At 43.1% G+C, this 21,517-nt stretch carries 16 protein-coding genes; 11 read left to right on the forward strand and 5 right to left on the reverse strand.

The genetic code is table 11. The features are described 5' to 3' along the window. Nucleotides 1–126 precede the first annotated feature (126 nt). The gene (locus AABS66_RS16390; protein ID WP_430225182.1) at nucleotides 127–1,902 is read left to right on the forward strand and encodes an adenine deaminase; all 1,776 of its coding nucleotides are present in this window, start codon (nucleotides 127–129) and stop codon (nucleotides 1,900–1,902) included. 32 nt (nucleotides 1,903–1,934) lie between these two features. Then, the gene (locus AABS66_RS16395; protein ID WP_349415613.1) at nucleotides 1,935–3,278 is read left to right on the forward strand and encodes an NCS2 family permease; all 1,344 of its coding nucleotides are present in this window, start codon (nucleotides 1,935–1,937) and stop codon (nucleotides 3,276–3,278) included. A 55-nt stretch (nucleotides 3,279–3,333) separates the two neighbouring features. On the opposite strand, the gene AABS66_RS16400 is transcribed toward AABS66_RS16395, so the two are convergent. From AABS66_RS16400 to mdlC, 3 genes are all read right to left on the reverse strand, one after another. Further along, the gene (locus tag AABS66_RS16400) at nucleotides 3,334–3,738 is read right to left on the reverse strand and encodes a RidA family protein (RefSeq protein WP_206086837.1); all 405 of its coding nucleotides are present in this window, start codon (nucleotides 3,736–3,738) and stop codon (nucleotides 3,334–3,336) included. 130 nt (nucleotides 3,739–3,868) lie between these two features. Beyond that, nucleotides 3,869–4,630, reverse strand: coding sequence for an aminoglycoside adenylyltransferase family protein (locus AABS66_RS16405; RefSeq protein WP_206086838.1), 762 nt, complete (start codon nucleotides 4,628–4,630; stop codon nucleotides 3,869–3,871). Between the two features lie 126 nt (nucleotides 4,631–4,756). Beyond that, nucleotides 4,757–6,385, reverse strand: a complete 1,629-nt coding sequence (gene mdlC / locus AABS66_RS16410) for a benzoylformate decarboxylase (RefSeq protein WP_430225183.1) — start codon at nucleotides 6,383–6,385, stop codon at nucleotides 4,757–4,759. Between the two features lie 853 nt (nucleotides 6,386–7,238). Between mdlC and gltS the strand changes: the two genes are divergently transcribed. From gltS to AABS66_RS16430, 4 genes are all read left to right on the forward strand, one after another. Beyond that, entirely contained in the window at nucleotides 7,239–8,444 is a 1,206-nt protein-coding gene (gene gltS, locus AABS66_RS16415; RefSeq protein ID WP_206086840.1) for a sodium/glutamate symporter, read from the forward strand. 185 nt (nucleotides 8,445–8,629) lie between these two features. Continuing rightward, on the forward strand, nucleotides 8,630–9,538 hold the full coding sequence (locus tag AABS66_RS16420; RefSeq protein ID WP_206086841.1) for a LysR family transcriptional regulator: 909 nt from the start codon (nucleotides 8,630–8,632) through the stop codon (nucleotides 9,536–9,538). 56 nt (nucleotides 9,539–9,594) lie between these two features. Continuing rightward, nucleotides 9,595–10,836, forward strand: a complete 1,242-nt coding sequence (locus AABS66_RS16425; RefSeq protein ID WP_272539497.1) for a D-amino acid dehydrogenase — start codon at nucleotides 9,595–9,597, stop codon at nucleotides 10,834–10,836. Between the two features lie 2 nt (nucleotides 10,837–10,838). Then, a complete protein-coding gene (locus AABS66_RS16430) occupies nucleotides 10,839–11,192 on the forward strand; it encodes a RidA family protein (RefSeq protein WP_206086844.1) in 354 nt (117 codons plus the stop codon). 57 nt (nucleotides 11,193–11,249) lie between these two features. Here the strand turns inward: AABS66_RS16430 and AABS66_RS16435 are convergent, their stop codons facing one another. Together AABS66_RS16435 and AABS66_RS16440 are read right to left on the reverse strand one after the other, a co-directional pair. Continuing rightward, nucleotides 11,250–12,263, reverse strand: coding sequence for an XdhC family protein (locus tag AABS66_RS16435; RefSeq protein WP_206086845.1), 1,014 nt, complete (start codon nucleotides 12,261–12,263; stop codon nucleotides 11,250–11,252). 8 nt (nucleotides 12,264–12,271) lie between these two features. Beyond that, nucleotides 12,272–12,835, reverse strand: coding sequence for a nucleotidyltransferase family protein (locus tag AABS66_RS16440; protein WP_206086846.1), 564 nt, complete (start codon nucleotides 12,833–12,835; stop codon nucleotides 12,272–12,274). 194 nt (nucleotides 12,836–13,029) lie between these two features. On the opposite strand from AABS66_RS16440, the gene AABS66_RS16445 reads away from it, so the two are divergent. The 5 genes from AABS66_RS16445 to AABS66_RS16465 all read left to right on the forward strand — a co-directional run bounded on the left by AABS66_RS16445 (nucleotide 13,030) and on the right by AABS66_RS16465 (nucleotide 21,510). Continuing rightward, on the forward strand, nucleotides 13,030–15,825 hold the full coding sequence (locus AABS66_RS16445) for a xanthine dehydrogenase family protein molybdopterin-binding subunit (protein ID WP_206086847.1): 2,796 nt from the start codon (nucleotides 13,030–13,032) through the stop codon (nucleotides 15,823–15,825). Continuing rightward, nucleotides 15,822–16,373: a (2Fe-2S)-binding protein gene (locus tag AABS66_RS16450; protein ID WP_206086848.1), complete on the forward strand. Its 552-nt coding sequence runs from the start codon at nucleotides 15,822–15,824 to the stop codon at nucleotides 16,371–16,373. Before AABS66_RS16445 ends, AABS66_RS16450 begins: the two co-directional genes overlap by 4 nt. Next, complete coding sequence (locus AABS66_RS16455) at nucleotides 16,370–17,605, forward strand: cytochrome c (protein ID WP_206086849.1); 1,236 nt, start codon at nucleotides 16,370–16,372, stop codon at nucleotides 17,603–17,605. Before AABS66_RS16450 ends, AABS66_RS16455 begins: the two co-directional genes overlap by 4 nt. A gap of 423 nt (nucleotides 17,606–18,028) precedes the next feature. Continuing rightward, the gene (locus AABS66_RS16460; protein WP_430225184.1) at nucleotides 18,029–20,947 is read left to right on the forward strand and encodes a xanthine dehydrogenase family protein molybdopterin-binding subunit; all 2,919 of its coding nucleotides are present in this window, start codon (nucleotides 18,029–18,031) and stop codon (nucleotides 20,945–20,947) included. Beyond that, a complete protein-coding gene (locus tag AABS66_RS16465) occupies nucleotides 20,944–21,510 on the forward strand; it encodes a (2Fe-2S)-binding protein (protein ID WP_206086851.1) in 567 nt (188 codons plus the stop codon). Before AABS66_RS16460 ends, AABS66_RS16465 begins: the two co-directional genes overlap by 4 nt. The last annotated feature ends 7 nt before the right edge of the window (nucleotides 21,511–21,517 follow it).

Raw genomic sequence — 21,517 nt, forward strand, 5'->3', positions numbered from 1 at the left:
GATTAAATATTCCTGAAGTATTCATCGCATTATAACCTTTTCTTATGAACTGATAAATTTTATCATCTTGGCAAACGTTTGCGTTGCTCATAAAGTAACTGTCATAAATTATAGGGATGGTGTCTTATGTGCAAAAAAGAGCAAAGTCGACGTCACGTCGTTCAGTCTGCAAAAGGGGATATTCCTTTTGACCTTTTACTGACCAATGCCAATATCATTGATATGGTCACGGGGGAAATTCGCCCCGCGGATATCGGGATCACGGGTAATCTTATCGCTAGCGTTCATCCAACAGGTACACGTACAGATGCAAAAGAGACTCATAATTTATCTGGCTATTTTATCTCTCCAGGGTTGATTGACACACACGTGCATTTAGAAAGTTCCCATTTGCCTCCTGTACGCTACGCAGAAATTGTCTTAACACAAGGCACGACAACCGTCTTTTGGGATCCCCATGAGCTTGCTAATGTATTAGGCCTTGACGGTGTACGTTATGCCATTGATGCTAGTCGAAATTTACCACTGGATGTCATGGTCGCCGCACCGTCTTCAGTGCCTTCCACTCCTGGATTAGAAATGTCAGGTGCCGATTTCGAAGGCGAAGAGATGTCGACTATGCTGAGCTGGCCAGAAGTCCACGGCGTCGCTGAAGTCATGGACATGTTTGGTGTGCTTCATGGCAGTGAACGCATGGAAGAAATCTTAGAAGCGGGATTACGCTCAGGGAAATTGATTGAAGGGCATGCCCGCGGGCTAAAAGGGGCGGATTTACAAGCCTATCTTGCAGCAGGTGTCACATCTGATCATGAGCTGACGTCAGCGGAAGATGCCCTCGAAAAATTACGCGCAGGGCTCACTCTCGAAATTCGCGGTTCACACCCTTACCTGTTACCCGACATTGTCACCACGTTGAAATCACTGCCCCATTTATCTTCACAAATTACCGTGTGCACGGATGATGTACCACCCGATATGTTATTGGAAAAAGGCGGTATCATTGCGCTACTTAACTTATTAATTGAACACGGAATGCCCGTGACTGATGCACTACGCTTTGCGACACTGAATGGCGCAATCCGTTTACAACGTAATGACTTAGGTTTAATTGCTGCAGGTCGAAAAGCCAACTTGGTGACTTTTGATTCACTACAAACATTAAAAGCCCATTCAGTGTATGTTGCAGGCCAAAAAATTGCCGAAAAGGGTAAGCTACTCACCACTATCCATTCACCAAGTGATGTTTTACCTCCTCGTGAAACGATGCGACTTTCCCCGATTACTGCCGATGATTGCCAACTTAGAATTGATGGAGTCAATAACGGTACGGCGCGTTTACGCCATATTCAAGGCGCCCGTTTTACCCAATGGGGGGAAGTTGATGTAGAAATTAATGAGGGTGTTGTCCAACTTCCTGATAATTTTAGCCTTATTAGAGTTCAACACCGCCATGCACGCCATGAATCAAAGCCCCAAATCGCGCTACTAGCAGGTTGGGGAGAGCTCCGCGGAGCCATAGCAACAAGTTACTCCCATGATTCCCATAACCTTGTTGCATTAGGCCGTGATCCACAAGATATGGCCATTGCATGTAACTTACTAATTGAAAGCGGCGGTGGTATGGCATTAGTGCAAAATGGCAAAGTCTTAGCCCATGTTGCGATGCCAATTGCGGGAATGTTATCAGACCTCCCAGCTCCTGAGCTTGCAGCACAATTTCGACAACTCCGTGATTTAAGCAGTGAAATTGCGGATTGGGAGCCACCTTACCGTGTATTTAAAGCGATTGAAGGCACTTGTCTTGCGTGTAATGCAGGGCCGCACTTAACCGATTTAGGGCTCACCGATGGCACAACGCGCCAAATTGTTGATGCAATTATCCACCGTAATGAACATGCATAACGTAATTAAAATAATAAAAGGAGAGCCAACTCATGGCTGACAATTCAATTAATAAGCCAGTATCAGGGAATTGGCTTGAAAAATGCTTTGCCTTGCGTGAACGCGGCAGTTCAGTCAAAACGGAATGTTTAGCGGGGATCACAGGTTTTTTGGCTGCGGCTTACCTTCTTGTGGTGATCCCTGGGTTACTGGCTGCGGGCGGGATGGATAAAGGCGCTGCAACCACTGGCACTATTATTGTGTTCGTACTCGCGAGCTTATTAATGGCTTTTTATGCGAATTTACCTTTTATTGTCGGCCCTGGAATTGGCGGTTCAGTCTTAGTCGGGATCACCCTTGCTGGCAGTGAAGGCATTGATTGGCAAATCGGTTTAGGTATCGCTTGTTGGTCGGGTATTTTATTTTTCCTGCTCACTAAATTTGGCTTGCGTGAGGTCGTGACGCGCTCTGTACCGCAATCCATAAAGCTTGGGCTTACCGCATCAATAGGCTTGTTTGTCGCGATATTAGGCTTTCGTAATGCAGGGTTAGTCCTTGCTAACCCAAAAACAAATGCACTGATGTTAGGGGATTTTTTGTCGCCTGGAGCCCTGGTTGCACTTGCAGGATTTTTTGTCGCCATAGCCTTGCAAGCTCGTAAAATTCCAGGCGGTATTTTGTGGGCCATCTTATTTGCCACCCTTTTAGGTATCCCTTTTGGTGTGACAAAACTACCTGAAAGCTTTATTGGCGTGCCACATTCTGTTGCCCCAGTATTAGGCCAAGTGGACTTAATTGGCGCCTTGAATATTGCCTTTTTACCGTTCTTATTTGTCTTTTTTGCCGCCGAATTCTTTTCCACAATGGGCACCACCTTAGCCGTCGGCGGGGAAGCGGGTTTATTAGATAAAGAAGGCAATATGCCTAATATTAACCGCCCGTTTATTGTGGACTCCATTGCGGCAGCATTAGGGCCATGGGTAGGAATTCCTGCAGCAACAGCATTAATTGAATCATCCGCTGCCGCAGAAGCGGGTGGCAAAACAGGGATGACTGCGCTGGCCGCTGCAATTATGTTTTTATTGATGCTACTATTTACCCCAATCGCATTAATGATCCCTGCGCAAGCCACTGCACCAGCCCTGATTTTAATCGGCTTAAATATGTTCAGCGGATTACGGAAAGTCGATTTAGCTAACTTTACCGACGGATTGCCTGTATTAATGATGGTAATGATTACGTTAATCGCCAATAGTTTCGGGACAGGCATTGCTGGTGGGCTGCTATTTTACATTTTAATTAAAGCCGTTGCAGGGCAATGGCGAGAAATTCCAATTAGTTTGTGGATACTTGCAGTTCCGTTAGTTTACTACTTCTCAACGCTCGTTAAACACTAATAAGCTGTGATATGAAAAAGCTGATTTGATTATCGGCTTTTTCAATTTTTTCGGGTTAATTTAAGACCGCATGGGCTTCAATTTCAATTAGCCACTCAGGTAATGAAAGTCCTGTAACAATAATCCAAGAAGAAGCGGGTGGTGCATCACCAAACTTTTCTTTTAATGCCTTAGCGATGTCTAATTGTTCTTCGTGGCTATTCGCCCCATCTTTAATGTAAATACGCAAAACAGTCACATTCGATAAGTTTCCCCCCACCTCACGCAGCACATGTTCGATATTTACCAGTGACTGAACAGTTTGTTCATAAATTCCCCCCGCCACTGTTTCTTGATTAGCGTTTACGCCCACTTGGCCTGATAAAAATAATTGGCGAGTTCCCGTTGTTTCTATTGCTTGGCTAAAGCCATACTGCAAAGAATTAAAGACAGTTGTAGGGTTAATTGATTTTTTTTCCACGTTTTTGTTCCCTCGTTAATCAAACAGCAAAGCAGTATAAATCATGTATTTTTTAGATTCTTTAAACATCCAACAAACAGGGTTTTAATCGCACTTAAAGAGCACCAAAACACACATCGATTGAGCTCATCTAAGAACAAGTACGAATACATTCAGCTAAATAATCAACACACGGCTTAATGCCCTCTGTTTGGTCTGCCCAGTCAGTAGAAGCCCCCGTTAAATAGTCATTTTTGGCCATTATAATTATTGAGGATAACGCCGTAGGCATTAAATCTATTGCCCAATTGGCTGCCCCATCCTTTGAAATAAATAACCCTGTCTTCATGGTGTACCACATTCGCACAAGGGTGAGTAACACATTGCGTTCATCCCCCTTTAAAGATAACAGTAAGTTAGGAAGAGCATCTAATATCGCTTTTCGTATATCAGGCTGGCCTATCATGGGTAAACTGTGCATTTCCTTATGCCATAAAGCGACCGCATCTTGTGCAGCTTGCGCTAACATCAATGTAAATTCAGGGTCTTGGGTTTGCCCTTCAAATACCCCTTGTTCATACTCTGTGCGTAACCACTCCCCGTACATTAATTCACATTTTGCTGGGGAAGAAAGCATGTTTAATTCACTTGATAAAAACACGGCAACCTCAAGTGGTCGGCGCCCTTCTGGATCAATCGGGTATAAGCCAGAAATCGCCATTAGCCCTCGCACAAGCTGTTCACGGCATATCTCTGTCAGCGGCTTGTCAACCACAACAAGTAAATCAATATCACTCGTTGGTCTTAGGCCACCCGAAACAGCCGATCCATGCAGATAAACTGCAATTAATGAATCAGATAAATATTTTTGCAAAATAGCTAAAGCGAGCTTTGCTTGAGGATGGGGCGTCATAAATATCGAGTCCTGTCTAACTTTATTAAATAAACATCATAATTTATCGACTCTATCTATTCCTTGAATAAAACATAGATAAAAAAATAGCCCCTAACGAGGAGCTATCCAATAAAGTCACTAACATTAAATGAGTGGTGGAATTGAAGGCAAAATAGGGACTTCAATTACCGTCGGCCCATTACGCTTAAACGCCTCTTCACACGTTTTTTTCACATCCTCCACCGTTTCAGCTCTCACCGCAGTGCAACCATACCCCTTACCTAAAGCCACAATATCTAAGTTTGGAATATCAAGCCCTGGCACGCCTGGGGTCTCTTCCAATACCGCAAATGATTTTAAAATTGCATATTCATTGTTTTTCACAATGATAAACACAATTGGTAAATTCTGCTGCGCTGCACTCCATAAACCTTGAATAGAGTACTGCATGGAGCCATCTCCAATAATGGCCATCACTGGGCGATGACGCCCACTATCCCTTTCTGCTAATGCAATCCCCACACTTGCAGGTAAATTCCAACCTAATGAACCACTTGCAAATGTATAAAATGAATCAGGGGATTCAATTGGCCATTCACGATGAAGCTCACCTAGGTTTGAAGGTGATTCTTCTACTAAGACAGTCTCTTTCGGTGAAACTTCCCTTAACGTGCGAAATAACTCTGTTGCACTCAATATTGAGCTCTGGCTCGTTTGTTCAGGTGCTGCTGGGTGCGGCGCCAAACCATGGGGATGTTTCACCACACTGTTTGATGCAGCACGCGGTGCAACTAAGTTGATTAACCCTTCTAGAGCAAGCACCGCATCACTTAATAAGCTATCGCCAACAGGGGCTCTCCCAGCTTCTATGGGGTCATCCGTGATATGCAATAATCGCAACTTTTCAGGAATATAACTCCCTGCAACATAAGGGTAATATCTAAATACTGGCGCACCAATAACAATGGCTAAGTCATGTCCTTCCAGTTTTTCAGATAATGGTTTAGTCGCAAAAGGTAACCCGCCTGCATATAACGGGTGCGTCTCAGGGAATGGCGGGCGTTCAGAAGCAGGCGCCGCCCACACGGGGACATTTAATTTCTCTGCAAGCTTAATGCCGATATCCCACCCTTGCCCTCGAGCAATGGCGGAACCATAAATTAGCACGGGATTCTTTGCATTAGATAACGCAGTGGCAAACTCTTGTAATCGAACAGGATCATAACCAATACGCTGTGGCACTGAACGAACGACTGCCTCTTGTGCTAATGCAGGTTTGTCCCAATCATCCAGCGGGATTGACAAAAATACGGGCCCTGCAGGCGGTTGCAGCGCCATCGCATAAGCACGCATAAAAGCCGCGGGGACATCTTCTGCACGTACTGGCTGATAGCTCCATTTTACCCACGGTTTCGGTAAGGTTTCTGGCTCAATATTGGTAAGCCAAGGTTCCATTAATAACATTTCTCGCGTTTGGTTCCCCGCTGTAATGATTAATGGCGTGCGGTTCATATATGCCGTCAAAATATTACTCATGGCGTTGCTTAAACCTGCAGAAGTATGTACGTTGACCATTGCAACCTTACGCATTCCTTGTGCATAACCATCAGCGGCAGCGACAGCGGAGGCTTCTTGCAAGGTTTGGATATAACGAAAATCACTTGGGAAATCTTTCAAGAATGTTTCTTCTGTTGAACCTGGGTTCCCAAAAACGGTTGTAATATCCAACTTACGTAATAAATCAAAGGTGACTTGGCGGATCGTTTTTTGCATTTAAAACACTCCATAAAACAATATTAAAAACACCTAATAAAAAAGAAATTTTGAATTAAAGATATGCTTTTAGATTTGCACACCACTGCATGATTAAACAACCTAAATATAACCTAACCTATTGTAATTAGGCCATCATAGCAAACAATTGACTGACGAGATATCCGAGTAAATTTGACTTTTATATGGGTTTAAAACAATTTAAATAATAATAATCTTATAAAAACAATCTATTAATAAACAAGCCAAATTCGATGGCCTTAATAAGATGGTAAAATAAACCAAATATAAGCCTGAAACAAAATTATCAAATAACGTTTGTTTATTATATTTGTACTTATTCCATTTAAAAGTAACCATCCACAATTTATCATCGATAAAAGATTGATGTGTATTACTTAAAATCAAGAGGTTAATAAAATACCTGACACTTAATTGTCGATGGTTTTTTAGACGACGCTTTCGACAAAATTTGCACAATGCATCAAAAATAGATTATGTGCCCCATATTCCACTCCTACCTGTCTATTTTCTTTTATGTTGTACATCACATTTCTTATAATTACTTATGCTGCATGGCGTTCAGGTACATCCGTTTAAATTTCATTGTTATATCGCCACCTTCAAATAAATAAGTTCTTTGGAAACCTGCTATTCACGCTACTTCTCGCGATTTTCGCTTAATAAATACCATATTTTCATCCTGCCTAATACACAGCCTAGAGTTAACTAAAGGTTATAGATACCCAAACAAAACTCATTGTTAAACAAAGGTTGCGCAAAGTAGCTTAATTTATCATTAATGTTAAATAACGATAAAAGAAGCTCTGGTAAGCTTATTTGAGGTAAAATAATGATTTTAGATGCCAGCTACACATTATTAGTCGCTTGTTTAGCGCTATTGATTGGGATGTTTGTTGTTAAATACACGCCCTTTTTACAGAAAAACCATATTCCTGAAGCCGTTGTTGGCGGTTTTATTGTGGCCATTATTTTATTGATTATCGATAAAACTGCAGGGTATTCTTTTACTTTCGATGCATCCTTACAAAGTATTCTGATGATCACCTTCTTCTCATCCATTGGGCTAAGTTCGGATTTTTCACGATTAATAAAAGGCGGCAAGCCACTGGTATTATTAACTATCGCCGTCACCATTTTAATTGCAATTCAAAATACTGTGGGTATGGGCATGGCAGTCATGCTAAATGAGAGCCCATTTATTGGCTTAATAGCGGGTTCAATCACCTTAACGGGTGGCCACGGAAACGCGGGGGCTTGGGGGCCAGTATTAGCCGATAAATATGGTGTTACAGGTGCCGTTGAATTAGCGATGGCATGTGCTACTTTAGGTTTAGTATTGGGTGGTTTAATTGGTGGTCCAGTAGCTCGCCATTTATTGAAAAAAGTGACAATCCCAAAAGCCACTGAATTAGAAAAAGAAACGATTGTTGAAGCATTTGAACAACCTAGCGTTAAACGTAAAATCAATGCCAACAATGTCATTGAAACTATCTCAATGCTGATTATCTGTATTGTTGTTGGTGGGTATATTAGTGCCTTATTCAAAGATACAGTTCTGCAATTACCGACCTTCGTTTGGTGTTTATTTGTCGGTATTATCATCCGAAATGTATTAACGCATGTATTTAAACATGAAGTGTTTGAGCCTACCGTTGATGTTCTTGGTAGCGTTGCCTTGTCATTATTCTTAGCGATGGCATTGATGTCTTTAAAATTCGGTCAATTAGCCAGCATGGCAGGCCCTGTTTTATTAATTATTGCTGTGCAAACTGTAGTTATGGTGCTGTTCGCCTGCTTTGTGACCTTTAAGATGATGGGCAAAGACTATGATGCGGTAGTGATTAGCGCGGGACATTGTGGATTCGGTATGGGGGCAACGCCTACTGCTATTGCAAATATGCAAACCGTCACAAAAGCATTTAGCCCGTCCCATAAAGCTTTCTTAGTCGTGCCAATGGTGGGGGCATTTATCGTGGATATTTCAAACAGTATCTTAATTAAAATATTCATCGAAATAGGTACCTATTTCGCCTAACCTACTTTATAAAGTGCCAGTTTATAACCAAAAGATATAGACTGGCATTTTCCTTTCTCGTTAAAGTATCTCCTTATGCAAAAAATTCTTTTCTCGTATCCCATCACAAAATGACGACCGCATCGGATTAAATAGGATTAATTCGGTAAAATACCTTGATAAACAAAAATGGTAGGTTTCATAGCATGAAATTACGGCATCTTGATATATTTTACGCAGTCATGACTTGTGGTTCTTTAACACGAGCGGCAGAAGTCCTTCATATTTCTCAACCCGCGGCGAGTAAAGCGTTAAAACATGCAGAGCAGCAGCTTGGATTGGTTTTATTTCAACGAATTAGAGGAAAACTAATCCCTACAGATGAAGCGAATTTATTGTTTGAAGAGGCAAAAGAAGTTTATCAAAATTTAGATAAGCTCAGAATTTTAGCACAAAATTTATCCCGTAATCCGCAAGGTAAATTAGCTATCGGCTGTTTGCCAAGCCTAGGGTTAAACCTAGTACCCGAAGTCACCGCCCTGTTTATTAAAAAACACCCCAATATAAAACTCACGATTGGAACCCACCACACAACAGATATTCTGCAATTATTAACACAGCAAGATTTGGACATTGGTATTGGCTTTAATCTTGAAATCGAAGGGGGGATTACTGTGCTGCCAATTGCTGATATTCCCTTAGTCTATGTTGACAGTCAGCCACCATTACACACCCCCGTTTCCTTAGTTGATATTGACCAAGAACGTTGGATCCATCCTGGCTCTGATTCATTGTCTCAGCTTTTACAAAAGCGTCATCAATTCGCTGAATCAAATATCAGCGTACACACTTACCATATGGCTGCCGAGTTTGTTCAAGCAGGGTTAGGTTGCAGCATTACGGATATTTTCTCAGCAGAACACACACTACCAGAATCGATGATCTATCCGTTAAAAGAAGGACTGCGATTAGCGGTTTCTGTTTTCCACCGTGCAGATAAACCATTAACCAAAGCCGCACAAAATTACGTCAATACATTAGCGTTAACTCTCGAAAAAAGGAATAAAGTCGTTAACCAAAAGTTATACTCTGGTAATGAAAACTCAATTGTTTAGTTAGCCTATTCGCCGTTAAATATTCATTCCTACATTATTATAGGTTGTGGAATATTATGGCTAAACATGTGGTGATTATTGGAGCGGGTGTGATTGGGTTAAGCACCGCATACGCGTTAATTAAAGCGGGTCAAACCGTCACCTTGCTTGAATCTGACTCAGATGTCGGAATGCAAACCAGCTTTGCTAACGGTGGGCAGCTGAGTTACCGCTATGTTTCGCCACTTGCCGATTCTGGCGTTCCCTTACAAGGGCTGCGCTGGATGGGGAAAAACGACTCCCCGTTGAATCTGAAAATAACCCCATCAATTCAGCAATGGTCATGGTTAGCGCAATTTACCCTAGCGTGTAACCGTAAAACCAATAAAATCAATGGTGCACATATTCTGCGCTTATCACTATTAAGCCAAAACATAATGAATATGTGGCGGAAAAATGGTGATATCGCTGACTTTGCTTGGGAAAAATCAGGGAAATTAATTATTCATCGCGATAAAAAAAGCTTTCAAAAAGCGTGTGAAACGGCTGATAGTCAATTTCAAAAAATCTTAACGCCCGCTGAAATTACTGAGTTAGAACCCTCTCTAAAACATATCCAATCACAGCTCGTTGGCGCAATTTATGCCCCTGATGATGAAAGTGCCGATTGTTATTTATTTTGCAAAAACGTGCTGCAATATTTAAACACGCAGCCACAGTTTACTCTCTGCTTGCAACGTAGTGTCAAATCCTTTACCCAACACAATAATTGCATTACTGGAATAGTCACTCACCAGGGAAATATTCAGGCTGATGAGGTTATTGTTTGTGCTGGCAACGGCAGCCGAGAATTACTTAAACCGCTGGGAATTGATGTCCCTATGTTAGGCTTAAAAGGTTATAGTCTTAGCGTTGAATACCCACAAGCTGAGCATTGTGTCCCTAAGATGAATGTGACTGATTATGGTAATAAAATTGTTTATGCCAAATTGAATGACCAACTGCGCATCGCTGCCATGGTCGATATTGGTTATGATGATTCAGGGCTGCGCGATAACCGCGTGAATGCCTTAAAGGACATTGTGAAAAAAACGTTTCCACATTTACCTAAAGTGGATGATGCCCCTGCATGGTATGGGTTACGGCCATCAACACCAAAGGGCCCACCACTATTAGGAAAAACTACCTATAAAAACCTTTGGTTAAATATTGGCCATGGTAGTTTAGGGTTTACTCTAGCTGCGGGCAGTGCAGAAATATTAAGTCAATTGATTACGACAAAAACATCCCCCATTTCTCTTGCAGGATTAACGAGGTAAATATGAGTATTAAACGAAATAATCCAAAGCCACGCCTAGCAGACAGTGTTGAGTTTGGTGGCCTTGTGTACTTATCTGGCCAAGTTCCTAGCGATTTAACGGGTGACATTACACAACAGACTCAAGACGTTCTTGATAAAATTGATGCATTATTAGCAGCAAGTCAAAGCGATAAAACGTGCATTTTATCCGCTCAAGTTTGGATTAAAAATATGCATCGGGACTTTGCTGCATTTAATGCGGTTTGGGAAAGCTGGATGCCTGTTGAGCACAGCCCAGCACGTGCAGCTGTTGAAGCGAATATGGCGCGGGAACAAGTACTTGTAGAAATCATGGTGACTGCTGTACAACGATAACATCAGATATCATTAAAGACAGGGCGATAAACTGGCCGCCCTATCTTAAACTTTAACTTATTGATTTACCGCCGATAAATGATTTTTTATTTGTTTATCGTTCTGGCCTTTCACACCATTTTTGTATGCGACAATGTCTGCCATTATCGCTAACGCAATTTCAGGCGGCGTTTTGCTACCAATTGGAATACCAATAGGCGCGTGAATACGGTCGATTTCCGCCAATGACATTCCGCCAGCGCCCAATAACCGTTCACGTCGACGTGCACTTGTGCGGCTTGACCCCATTGCACCAATATAAAACGCAGGGGTATTCACAGCCTCCATCAATGTTAGGTCATCAATACGAGGATCATGTGTTAAAGAAACAATGGCCGTATTTGGCGTACAACTTTGGGACTCTAAATAACGGGCAGGAAATAATTTAATCACCTCAAACTGGCTAGAAAGCTGCCCAGAAAAACGCCCTAATTCATCCTCACGGTGCTCGCAAATGATCACTTCGAACCCCAATGTTGCCGCAAAACTTGCACAATAAATCCCAACATTCGAGATCCCTGCAATAATTAACCGTGGTGGTGCGGCAATATAAAATTGAATGTCATCACCAACACGCTCTATTTGGGTTGGAATCTGTTGATTATTGGCTGTACTAATTTCACCGCGTTGGGGCAAGATGATTTTTTTATTAATTGCGGTATATCCTAATAGTGCTTGATGTATTTCAGTGAGATAACTAACACTTTCGTCACTCTTAGGTAAATATTCAATTAAAACATCTAAACTACCATCACAAGGCAAATTCACTTTCGCCTCTAATCCACCGCGACCATAGCGAACAATTTGACTACCATTTAGGTATTTCGCATCTTGAATACGCTGAATAAAATCTTCCTCAATACAACCACCTGACAAAGAACCAACATACTGGCCATCCGCTTTTGCGACAAGGAGCGACCCTGGGCTGCGAGGAGAAGAACCATACGTACTCAGCACAGTACACAACCAAATGGGCTCTTCTTTTATCCAAGAAAGGGCTTGAGAAATAACAAAAACATCTTCACGCAGCATACTTGCTCCTATTCATTATCAACTATTGGATAATCAATATCTTTAATAACACTTTCATCATTTATCTCTAATTCATAAACAAAATTGTGACGTAATATTGATTTTGCCCCATCATCCCCTGCTAATTTAATTAATTCTGAATAATACTTTGCAGATATTCCCACTGGATGACCAGGCAATCCACCATATACAGGTCTAACGAGCGAATGGTGATTGAGGTTATTGGCAACACAGAGGAGTAGACTGCTACTTATATAAGGCATATCCGCTAATTGAATTAACCAACCATCTAAATAAGATGTATTTTTAATGCCCAACGCTATAGATTCGCCTAATCCATCACTATCCAACAATGAGAATGGAATATTATATTGTAAGCAACTGTGAATAACCCCCTCATTATCAGGCCTGGTTACAACATGAACAGCAAGCTTGCTATCCATTGAATTTAAAAGTGTTTTTTCAAAAACAGTTTGTTCACCTAATAGAAGATTCAATTTACTGCCTTTTCCACCTGCATTTTTAAAACGCTGGCTGCGACCAGCTGCTAATATTAATATGCCAATATTCATAATTGTAATTATTCAGACGTATATTTATTTATGCTCTAATAAATAAGGGATATTCAATAAGATAACAAGTTATTGTTAATAGTAGCTTGCCAACCATTCACAATTAGACAATATTTGAATCAGTATGTAATAATTTTCAGAGTAATGATAAATAAAACAATATAGATGTAATATAATAAGTGTAAGGGTTTATTATGAGCAAAAGCAATGTCGAACTCTCCCGCAGACACTTTCTAAAATGTGCCGTTGTTGCTGGAATTTCAGTGTATCTCGCCCCTTTATATAGCCGCGCTTTTGATGTGCTATTTGAGGAAAAAATTCTTCAGTCCCCAGACTGGAACCCCGTTGATAAGCGAATAAAATTTCGTATTGATGCCTTTTCTAAAGTGCAAGGTGAAAAAGTTTTCGCCAGAGACATCCGAGCACGGGATATTCCCCACTGGCCAAAACAACAAGGCCACGCATTTTTACTCAGAGTGACCCAAGCGGACAAAATTTACCAAGGTTTTAACCTCGATAGGCTCAGCGATGGCTTGATGCCAGACCGCATTGTGACGGCAAGTGACTTAGAAAAAGACGGTGTTGCTTTCCCTGAGTTTTACGGAGAAGACTTGCTTCTTCCCGAAGGGAAAACCCCTGCCTATTTAGGCCAAGCTGTGGCACTGCTCATTTACCATGACTTTGCAAAATTCCGCTTTGCCAAAGAAACGCTTAAATTCCACGATGATATTATTCAATATGGTGCATTTACAGGGCCATTAGAACGTGACCCTTGGGGCACCTATCGTGGAGTACGTATTGGAAGTGAAAACCCTTACGACCCAGATATTTATTCCAGTATGAAAGACATGCCGATATCACCCATTGGGATGAAAAAACATCTTCCCGTATGGCCTGAAGGCCGTGAAGGTGGAAAACTGGATGAAGAAGGTATGTTTTTTGCCGATGCGCTAGCCAAACAATTGGAAAATCCCCCTGAAGACTGGTTAGTCATTAAACGCAAATATTCAACTCAATCCATTGATACCGCTGCATTAGAGCCTGATAATGCCAATGGTTGGTATGATGCAAAAACGCAATCATTCCACCTTGTGATCCCAACTCAGTCACCACAAGAAGTGGCGGCATCGTTGCCTGAAATGCTGGCTAAATCAACGTTCCCAATTAAGCAAATATTCCTACATCCTTGTTTTACAGTGGGTTATGGTTCAAAAGACCACGCCCCATTCCCTTATTATGGCGCCATGGCAACACTATATGGCGATGGCGTACCTATTCGTCTAGCTAATGACCGCTATGAGCAATTCCAATCCAGTATCAAGCGCCACGCTTTCGACATGGATTACACATTAGCCGTCAACAAGAAAACACATAAAATTGAAGCTCTCAGCGCCTCATTTATTGGTGATGGCGGTGGACGCTGTAACTTTACACCATCCGTTGTGATGGTTGGTGCCACGGGAGCACAGGCAATTTATTATATTCCTCGTAGTGACCTTTCTGCAGTTGGCATTGCATCACGAGCGGTCGATGCTGGCTCTGCTCGAGGTTACGGCACACTGCAAGCCATGGCTGCTACCGATATGTTAATGGAGGAAGCTGCGAAGCTGCTCAAGGCTGACCCCATTGAATTTCGCCTAAACAATCTAATCAAATCAGGGATGAAAAATACCCAAGGGGCAATCCCAGGCGGCGCGATCCGTGCCGATGAAGTATTAACGCGCTGCGCAGCTCACCCGATGTGGACCGAAAGGGCCAAACGCAAAGCCGATTACGAAGCCAAAAATAGTGGGAAATTTTTTGGTACAGGGATTTCCTGTGTGCAAAAAGACTTTGGGACAGGCGCGGAATCGTCATTTGCTCGTGTAGAGCTAACGCGAGAAGGCAAAATTGCCATCTACCATAGTGGGGCTGAAATGGGAACGGGCATGTCTACCTCTCAAGCCGTTGTATGCGCAAAATGGCTTGGAAAACCCGCTGAACTTGCTCACTTTTCTGTAGCTGACTGGTCGATTTTGCCTATGATATCAACGGGTAACCCGTTTGCCATGGCACAGGAAGAACAAGACCGCTTAGCGCAAAACCCACTCTGGACGCCAAATTATTGCTCACCGTCAAGTGCCAGTAATTCCGCATACTACTTTACCCACAGTACAGAAGAAGCGGCTCGACTCGTGTTCGAACATGGACTGTGGCCAGCTGCAATGTCAATTTGGCAAGAGGGCATTGGCGGAGGGCAAGCCGCACCATTAGTTGTACGCCGCGAAGATGCACGCTGGGTTGCTGAAGGGCTAACTGCCGATGGATTAGAGGTGTTAAGTTTACAGCGATTAATCGATCGCACCTTTGAAATGGGGGGTGTGACAGGTGCAGTTAGCCACGTATTTAACCGCTGGCAATGGGCTGAAGCCGATTTTAGCATTCAAGGCGAAATGCGCCGCTTACCCGTCGATGGGCTCGCGTTGCGTTTTGCTGAAAAGGATTACCAAGTCTGTCATCGTGAAAAAGCCTATTACCCTGATACGCAAAGAAATAATGCAGGTGTAACCTACTACAGTGCAGTAGCGACTGTCACAGAATTGTCCATTGATAAAGCCACGGGGCAAGTTGAATTACTTGACCATCACACCGTTGTGGAATGCGGTAATTTAATCGTTCCACAACTGGTTTCAGGGCAAATCCAAGGTGGTCTCGCAATGGGTATCGGTCATGCCCTCCATGAATATTTACCTCTGTATGAAGACGGCCCTGGTAATGGAACATGGAACTTCAACCGTTACCATCTTCCACTCGCCAGTGACGTTGCAGTTTGGCAGCAGACCAGTGAAATCCTACCTGGACTCTCAGAAACCGATCCCCCAAAAGGGGTTGCTGAGGTAGTGATGATCCCTGTGGTTTCATCTATCGTCAATGCTATCGCCGATGCAACTGGCCACCATTTCTTGCACCTCCCTGTGCGAGCTAAAGACATTCAAGAGGTATTATCATGAGCTTAAATTTCCTTCCGCTGACATTAACCATTAATGGTCAATCTTATGGGCCAATGGATGTACCTGAAGGCCTCATGATGATTGATTTCCTTCATGAATATGTTGATTTAACGGGTTCACGTCTAGGTTGTGGTCAAGGTATTTGCCACGCCTGCGTGGTGATCTTAGACCACCCTTCAGGTACCAGTGAAGAGATCCGCACCTGCATCACAGGCGCTCACTTTTTTAACAACAAAAGCATTCGTACCATTGAGGGGGCTGCAACTAAAGCGGAAAATGGGGATGTGAAATTATCCCCTGTGCAACAAGCTTTTATTGAGCATTTTAGCTTCCAGTGTGGCTATTGCACTCCTGGTTTTGTCAATGCAGCAACCGTTTTTATTGAGGAACTTCAACGTAACCCAATTAAAGAGGAAGAATTAGAGGAAGCCATTAAGCAGGCTCTGAACAACCATATTTGCCGTTGTACAGGCTACGTTCGTTATTATGATGCGGTGCGAGAAGTTGTTCTTGCTACTCCTGGGCTTATCAAGGAGGCAATCAAATGATCAAAAAAATCATTTTATGGCTGATTGCGATAATTATCGTCGTTTGGGCTGTACTTTACTGGTATGAAAGCCGTACATTGGATGGCCCCGCTCAAAAAGTGACCTCAACTCCCCAAGAAATTGAACGAGGTCGCTACCTGACTCTCGCTAGCGACTGCGCAGCTTGCCATACCAGCACTAACGGCGCACCACTTGCGGGCGGATTTCCCCTTGATACGCCTTTTGGTACCATCTATAGCAGTAACTTGACCCCTTCTGCAGATTTTGGGATTGGCCGCTGGACAAAAGATCAGTTTTATAAGGCGCTTACTCAAGGGATCTCACCGCCGAGTAAACACCTTTACCCTGCGATGCCATATACCTCCTACAAAGGTATAACCCGAGAAGACTCCGATGCAATTTACAGCTACTTGATGAGCCGCCCAGCGGTGGATGTTGCACCACCCGAAAACTCATTGCCTTTCCCGCTAAATCAGCGCATGGCAATGATTGGTTGGAACCTGCTATTTTTTAACGATAAACCGCTTCCAGACAGCTCTCAAGGCAGCTCTCCTGAATGGCAACGTGGAAAATATTTAGTTAACGTATTGGAACATTGCTCTGAATGCCACACGCCAAGGGGAGCTTTAGGTGAAATGGATTTGGACAACTATATGAAAGGTGGTGCATTAGGGCGCTTTATCGCACCTGACATTACGCCAGAGGCGCTCGCTGCACGTGGCTGGACAAAACAGGATTTACAGCAATTTTTCATGACGGGTATCGCCCCACAAGGTTCAGCCTATAGTGATATGCACCCTGTGATTTACCTGAGTTCACAGCATTTAACTCCTGAAGATAATAGCGCAATCGCCACTTATCTGATGGGCGACAACCCACCTACCACATTGCCACTAAAAATGGGCGAAGGTAACCCACAAGGCCGACAAGTGTATTTAGAAACTTGTTCTGGCTGCCACGCTTACGATGGTGGCGGTAAACCGAATGTGGCCGTTGCGATGAAAGGCAATTCAACATTACGTGATGTAGACAGTACCAATCTGATTAATGCTATTTTGGATGGTTTACCAGAACAACAATTTCCAAATAACCAAAGCCTACAAAGCATGCCAGGTTTTGCGAATAAGCTGAGCGACCAACAAATCAGCGAATTAGTCAATTTTCTACGTGTTGAATGGGGTGGTCAACCTGCTGATGTAACGCCAGAACACGTTAAAGCCTTACGTCAATAACCTAAAAAAGCCAGACTAACAAAATGAACCGGTCAGTCTGGCTTCTCATTAAAATTAATAACAATCAAAAAATAGAATCGTTATATATTTAATTATATATTGAATTTATTTAAAAATAATCAAAATGATTTTACCCCATTAACTCAACATGAATTTTAGGCAGTGATTTTTGTTAAAATTGTCCAATTAAGATTACTCCACCAAGATTATTCACTTTCTTGTATAAAACCCTTTACTCATTTCCCATAACCCTTTATAGATACCCATACTATTTATGTAACTTATTGAGTAATCACATATTAACCATCTAAATGTGATTTGATTTATTTGTCATAAAATAATCTTATATTTAATTATACAAACACATTATTTATTACTACCTCTAATGCAAATCCCCCTAATAATAAAATTTGGGAGTACATAATGACGGGACATATTTCTAGGCGTAATTTTATTAAATTAGGTACCATCGCAGGGATTACCGTCATGGTAGGTAAACTCCCTTTTGCCCTTGCGGTTGAATTGGATTCAGATTCACCGAAAACCGACTGGATTGGGCAAAATGGTAAAGCGCGTTTTCGTTGGGATGGCGTTGAAAAAGTCACGGGGAGAAAAAACTTCGCCCGTGATTACCGCGCCAAAGATATTCCAGGCTGGCCAAAAAAACAAAGTTATGCCTTTATGTTAAAAGCCACCAATGCGGATAAAATATTTGAAGGTATTGATATTTCAATGCTAGGGCCAAACTTACAACCTGATAAAGTCATCTTACAAGAAGACCTCATCCGTGATGGCCTGAATATCCCCCAAGATACAGGGATGGGCAAAGGTTTTTACGGTACCAATGTGCTAGTTCCGTTAGGGGAAACAGCACCAATTATTGGCCACCCAGTTGCCATTTTGATTTACCAAGACTTTGATAAATACAGTGCAGCGCAGCGTATGTTGCGCTTTGCAACGAATACAGTGAAATATGGCGCCGTTACAGGCCCTAAACCACCTGCAAATTATGGGGCGGCCCGCTATGTACGAATTGGTGGGGAAACGCCGCTTTCCCCATCAATTTTCTCCCCTTACCAGGATTCTGGGATTAAAGGCGGTTTTGATGGCAATACACCTGTTTGGCCTCCTTATGACCCTAAACATGCCATCACCGTTCCCCCTGTTATTCGCAAAGATCGTGGTGGAGGCTTTATTCAAGCCCTTCATCAAGCAGAACAACGGCCTGATAAGCAAGAAAGAGCCATGGATTACGCACGGGAAATTGAGCAAGAAATTGCCGCAGCACGCCAAAACCCAGACAAATTTGTGCTTGAACGCCACGGTTTTTCGCAATCCATCGACCCTTGCGCCATGGAGCCTGATAATTGCAACACATGGTATGATGCCAAAACCAAAACTCTGCATATTTTGACGGCGACACAATCTCCCGCAGGTGTCGTCAATGCAGCGGCAGAATTATCGAAAAATAACAAACACTTTCCTGTTGAAAACATTGTTTTATTAACAGGCTCAACGGTGGGCTATGGTTCGAAAGATTATTCGGTTTTTCCATTCTATGCCTTAGTTGCCAGTTTTTACGCAGATGGCCTGCCTGTGCGCATGGCTAATGACCGTTATGAACAGTTCCAAATGGGGATGAAGCGCCATTCGATTGAAATGGACGTGACCATTATCGGCGATAAAAAAACGGGGAAATTTGATGTTTTAAAAGGCACATATAACTGCAATGGCGGAGGGCGTGAAAACTTATCCGTTGCGGTTTCTCATGTTGCGGTACGGGGTGCACAATCTATTTATTATTTCCCAAAATCTGATTTAACCGCGCTCGCCATGGCAACGCCTGCGGTTGAAGCTGGTTCAATGCGAGGTTTTGGGTCGCTGCAATCCATGGCAGTAACTGAATTGATGGTAGATGAAATAGCGCATAACCTGAATATCGACCCAATAGAGTTACGCCGTCGTAACGCCATTTTAGAAGGTTATCCGAATACCCAAGGTGGCGTAATCGCAGGAGACCCACGCAATGTGGAAATGCTGAACTTGGCAGAAAAGCATCCGATTTGGCAAGATCGTGAGAAAAACAAAACCGAATATGATGCCAAAAACCCTGGCAAGCTGTACGGTGTTGGCTTTGCTCAAGTTCAACAAGTGTATGGTTCTAGCGGCGTACCTACCATCCTTTCCCTTGAATTTGATGCCGACGGTAAACTGACCATGCGCCACTGCATGCAAGAAATCGGCACAGGGGGAACGACTGCTCAACAAGTGATGGTATGGCAAGCTCTCAGTAAAGCTCCTGATGTAGTGGAGTTTGGCGTCACCGAATTTGCTGAATTACCGTTAAAAACCAGCTGGGCAGATCAGAAAAAACAAGACGAACTTGCCAAAAGCGATCCGTATTGGACACCTGCGTTAATCCCTGATATGAGCTCATCCAGTGGAGTCTACTATATCGGTTTTGGCACACGCCAAGCGGGTCACTTCTTACTGGAAAATACCTTATGGCCTGCGGCAAAAAGCATTTGGAGCGAAGGCCCTGGAGGCGGTGCATTTAACGGTCTAAATGTTGAGTTTTCAGATATTCGAGTGGGGCCCGATGGCATTGGAGGTGGTGGTATGAAGCCCATCCCTTTCAATATTTTAGCCAAGCGTGCCCATGAGATGGGACTAATCACGGGGATTGCAGTACATGGTTATTCCAGCTGGCAATGGGCTCGCTCTGATTTTGATATTCCAACCGTGGGGCTAAAAAACCTGCCTCTTGATGCCATATCCATTCGTTATGGTGATGGTGCGCCAAATGAATTGAAAAAACAAATGACAACAGGCGGTTACCACTTTATCAAACGTAAAATGGCGTACTACCCACCGACTCAACGTGCGAAAGCAGACCCAACAACGGTCACTCCCGCGTGTTGCTTAGTCGAGCTCAACGTCAACACTATGACAGGAGAAGTGGATGTAATGCGCCATCATATGATTATGGACCCCGGTACCATGATAGTCCCTGAGCTGGTTTCTGGGCAAATTCAAGGTGGTACGGCAATGGGCATCGGGCATGCATTGATGGAAGAACTGCCACTGTATGAAGATGGCCCGGGTAACGGTACGTGGAACTTTAACCGCTATGTTTTACCCCGTGCAAAAGACGTGGCCGTTTGGCAGCAAACCATCGATTATTTGCCTCCGTTGTCTGAAACCTCTCCGCCGAAAGGTATGGCAGAACTAGGGATGATCCCTATCCTTCCCGCCACTAGCAACGCACTCACCCACGCGACAGGGAAACGTTTTTATGAATTTCCTATTACGGTAGATAAAATTAAAAAGGCCCTCTCATGAATATCAAAAATGCCGTTCCGATTATTGAGCGCAAGCCATTAACCTTAACCATCAATGGTCAAAAAATTGGCCCTATTGACGTCCCTGTTGGGATGCCAATGATTGAGTTCCTTCATGAATATCTAGACCTAACAGGAACTCACTTTGGTTGCGGACAGGGGATTTGCCACGCCTGCACCATCATGGAAATTCAACCTGATGGCACTACTGTTGAAAGCCGTACCTGTATTTTTGGCGCACACTACTTTAATAACAAAAACATTGTCACTATCGAAGGGCAAGCAAAACTGGATGAACAAGGAAACGTTGTCGAATTGACCTCGATCCAACAAGCGTTTATCGAAAACTTCTCTTTTCAATGTGGCTATTGCGCACCAGGTTTTGTCACAGGAGCCACAGTGTTCCTCGATAAACTCAAAAAGAATCCAGTCAAACGGGTTGACCTTGAACAAGCCATTGAAGAGGCGCTAAATGAGCATATTTGCCGCTGCACTGGGTATGTGCGTTACTACGAAGCTGTGAGGAAAGTCGCCCTCGACACTCCTGGCTGCGTAATTGATTAGGGAGAAC

The sequence above is a fragment of the Providencia sp. SP181 genome (assembly GCF_050446505.1).
GTDB classification, from domain to species: Bacteria; Pseudomonadota; Gammaproteobacteria; order Enterobacterales; family Enterobacteriaceae; genus Providencia; species Providencia vermicola.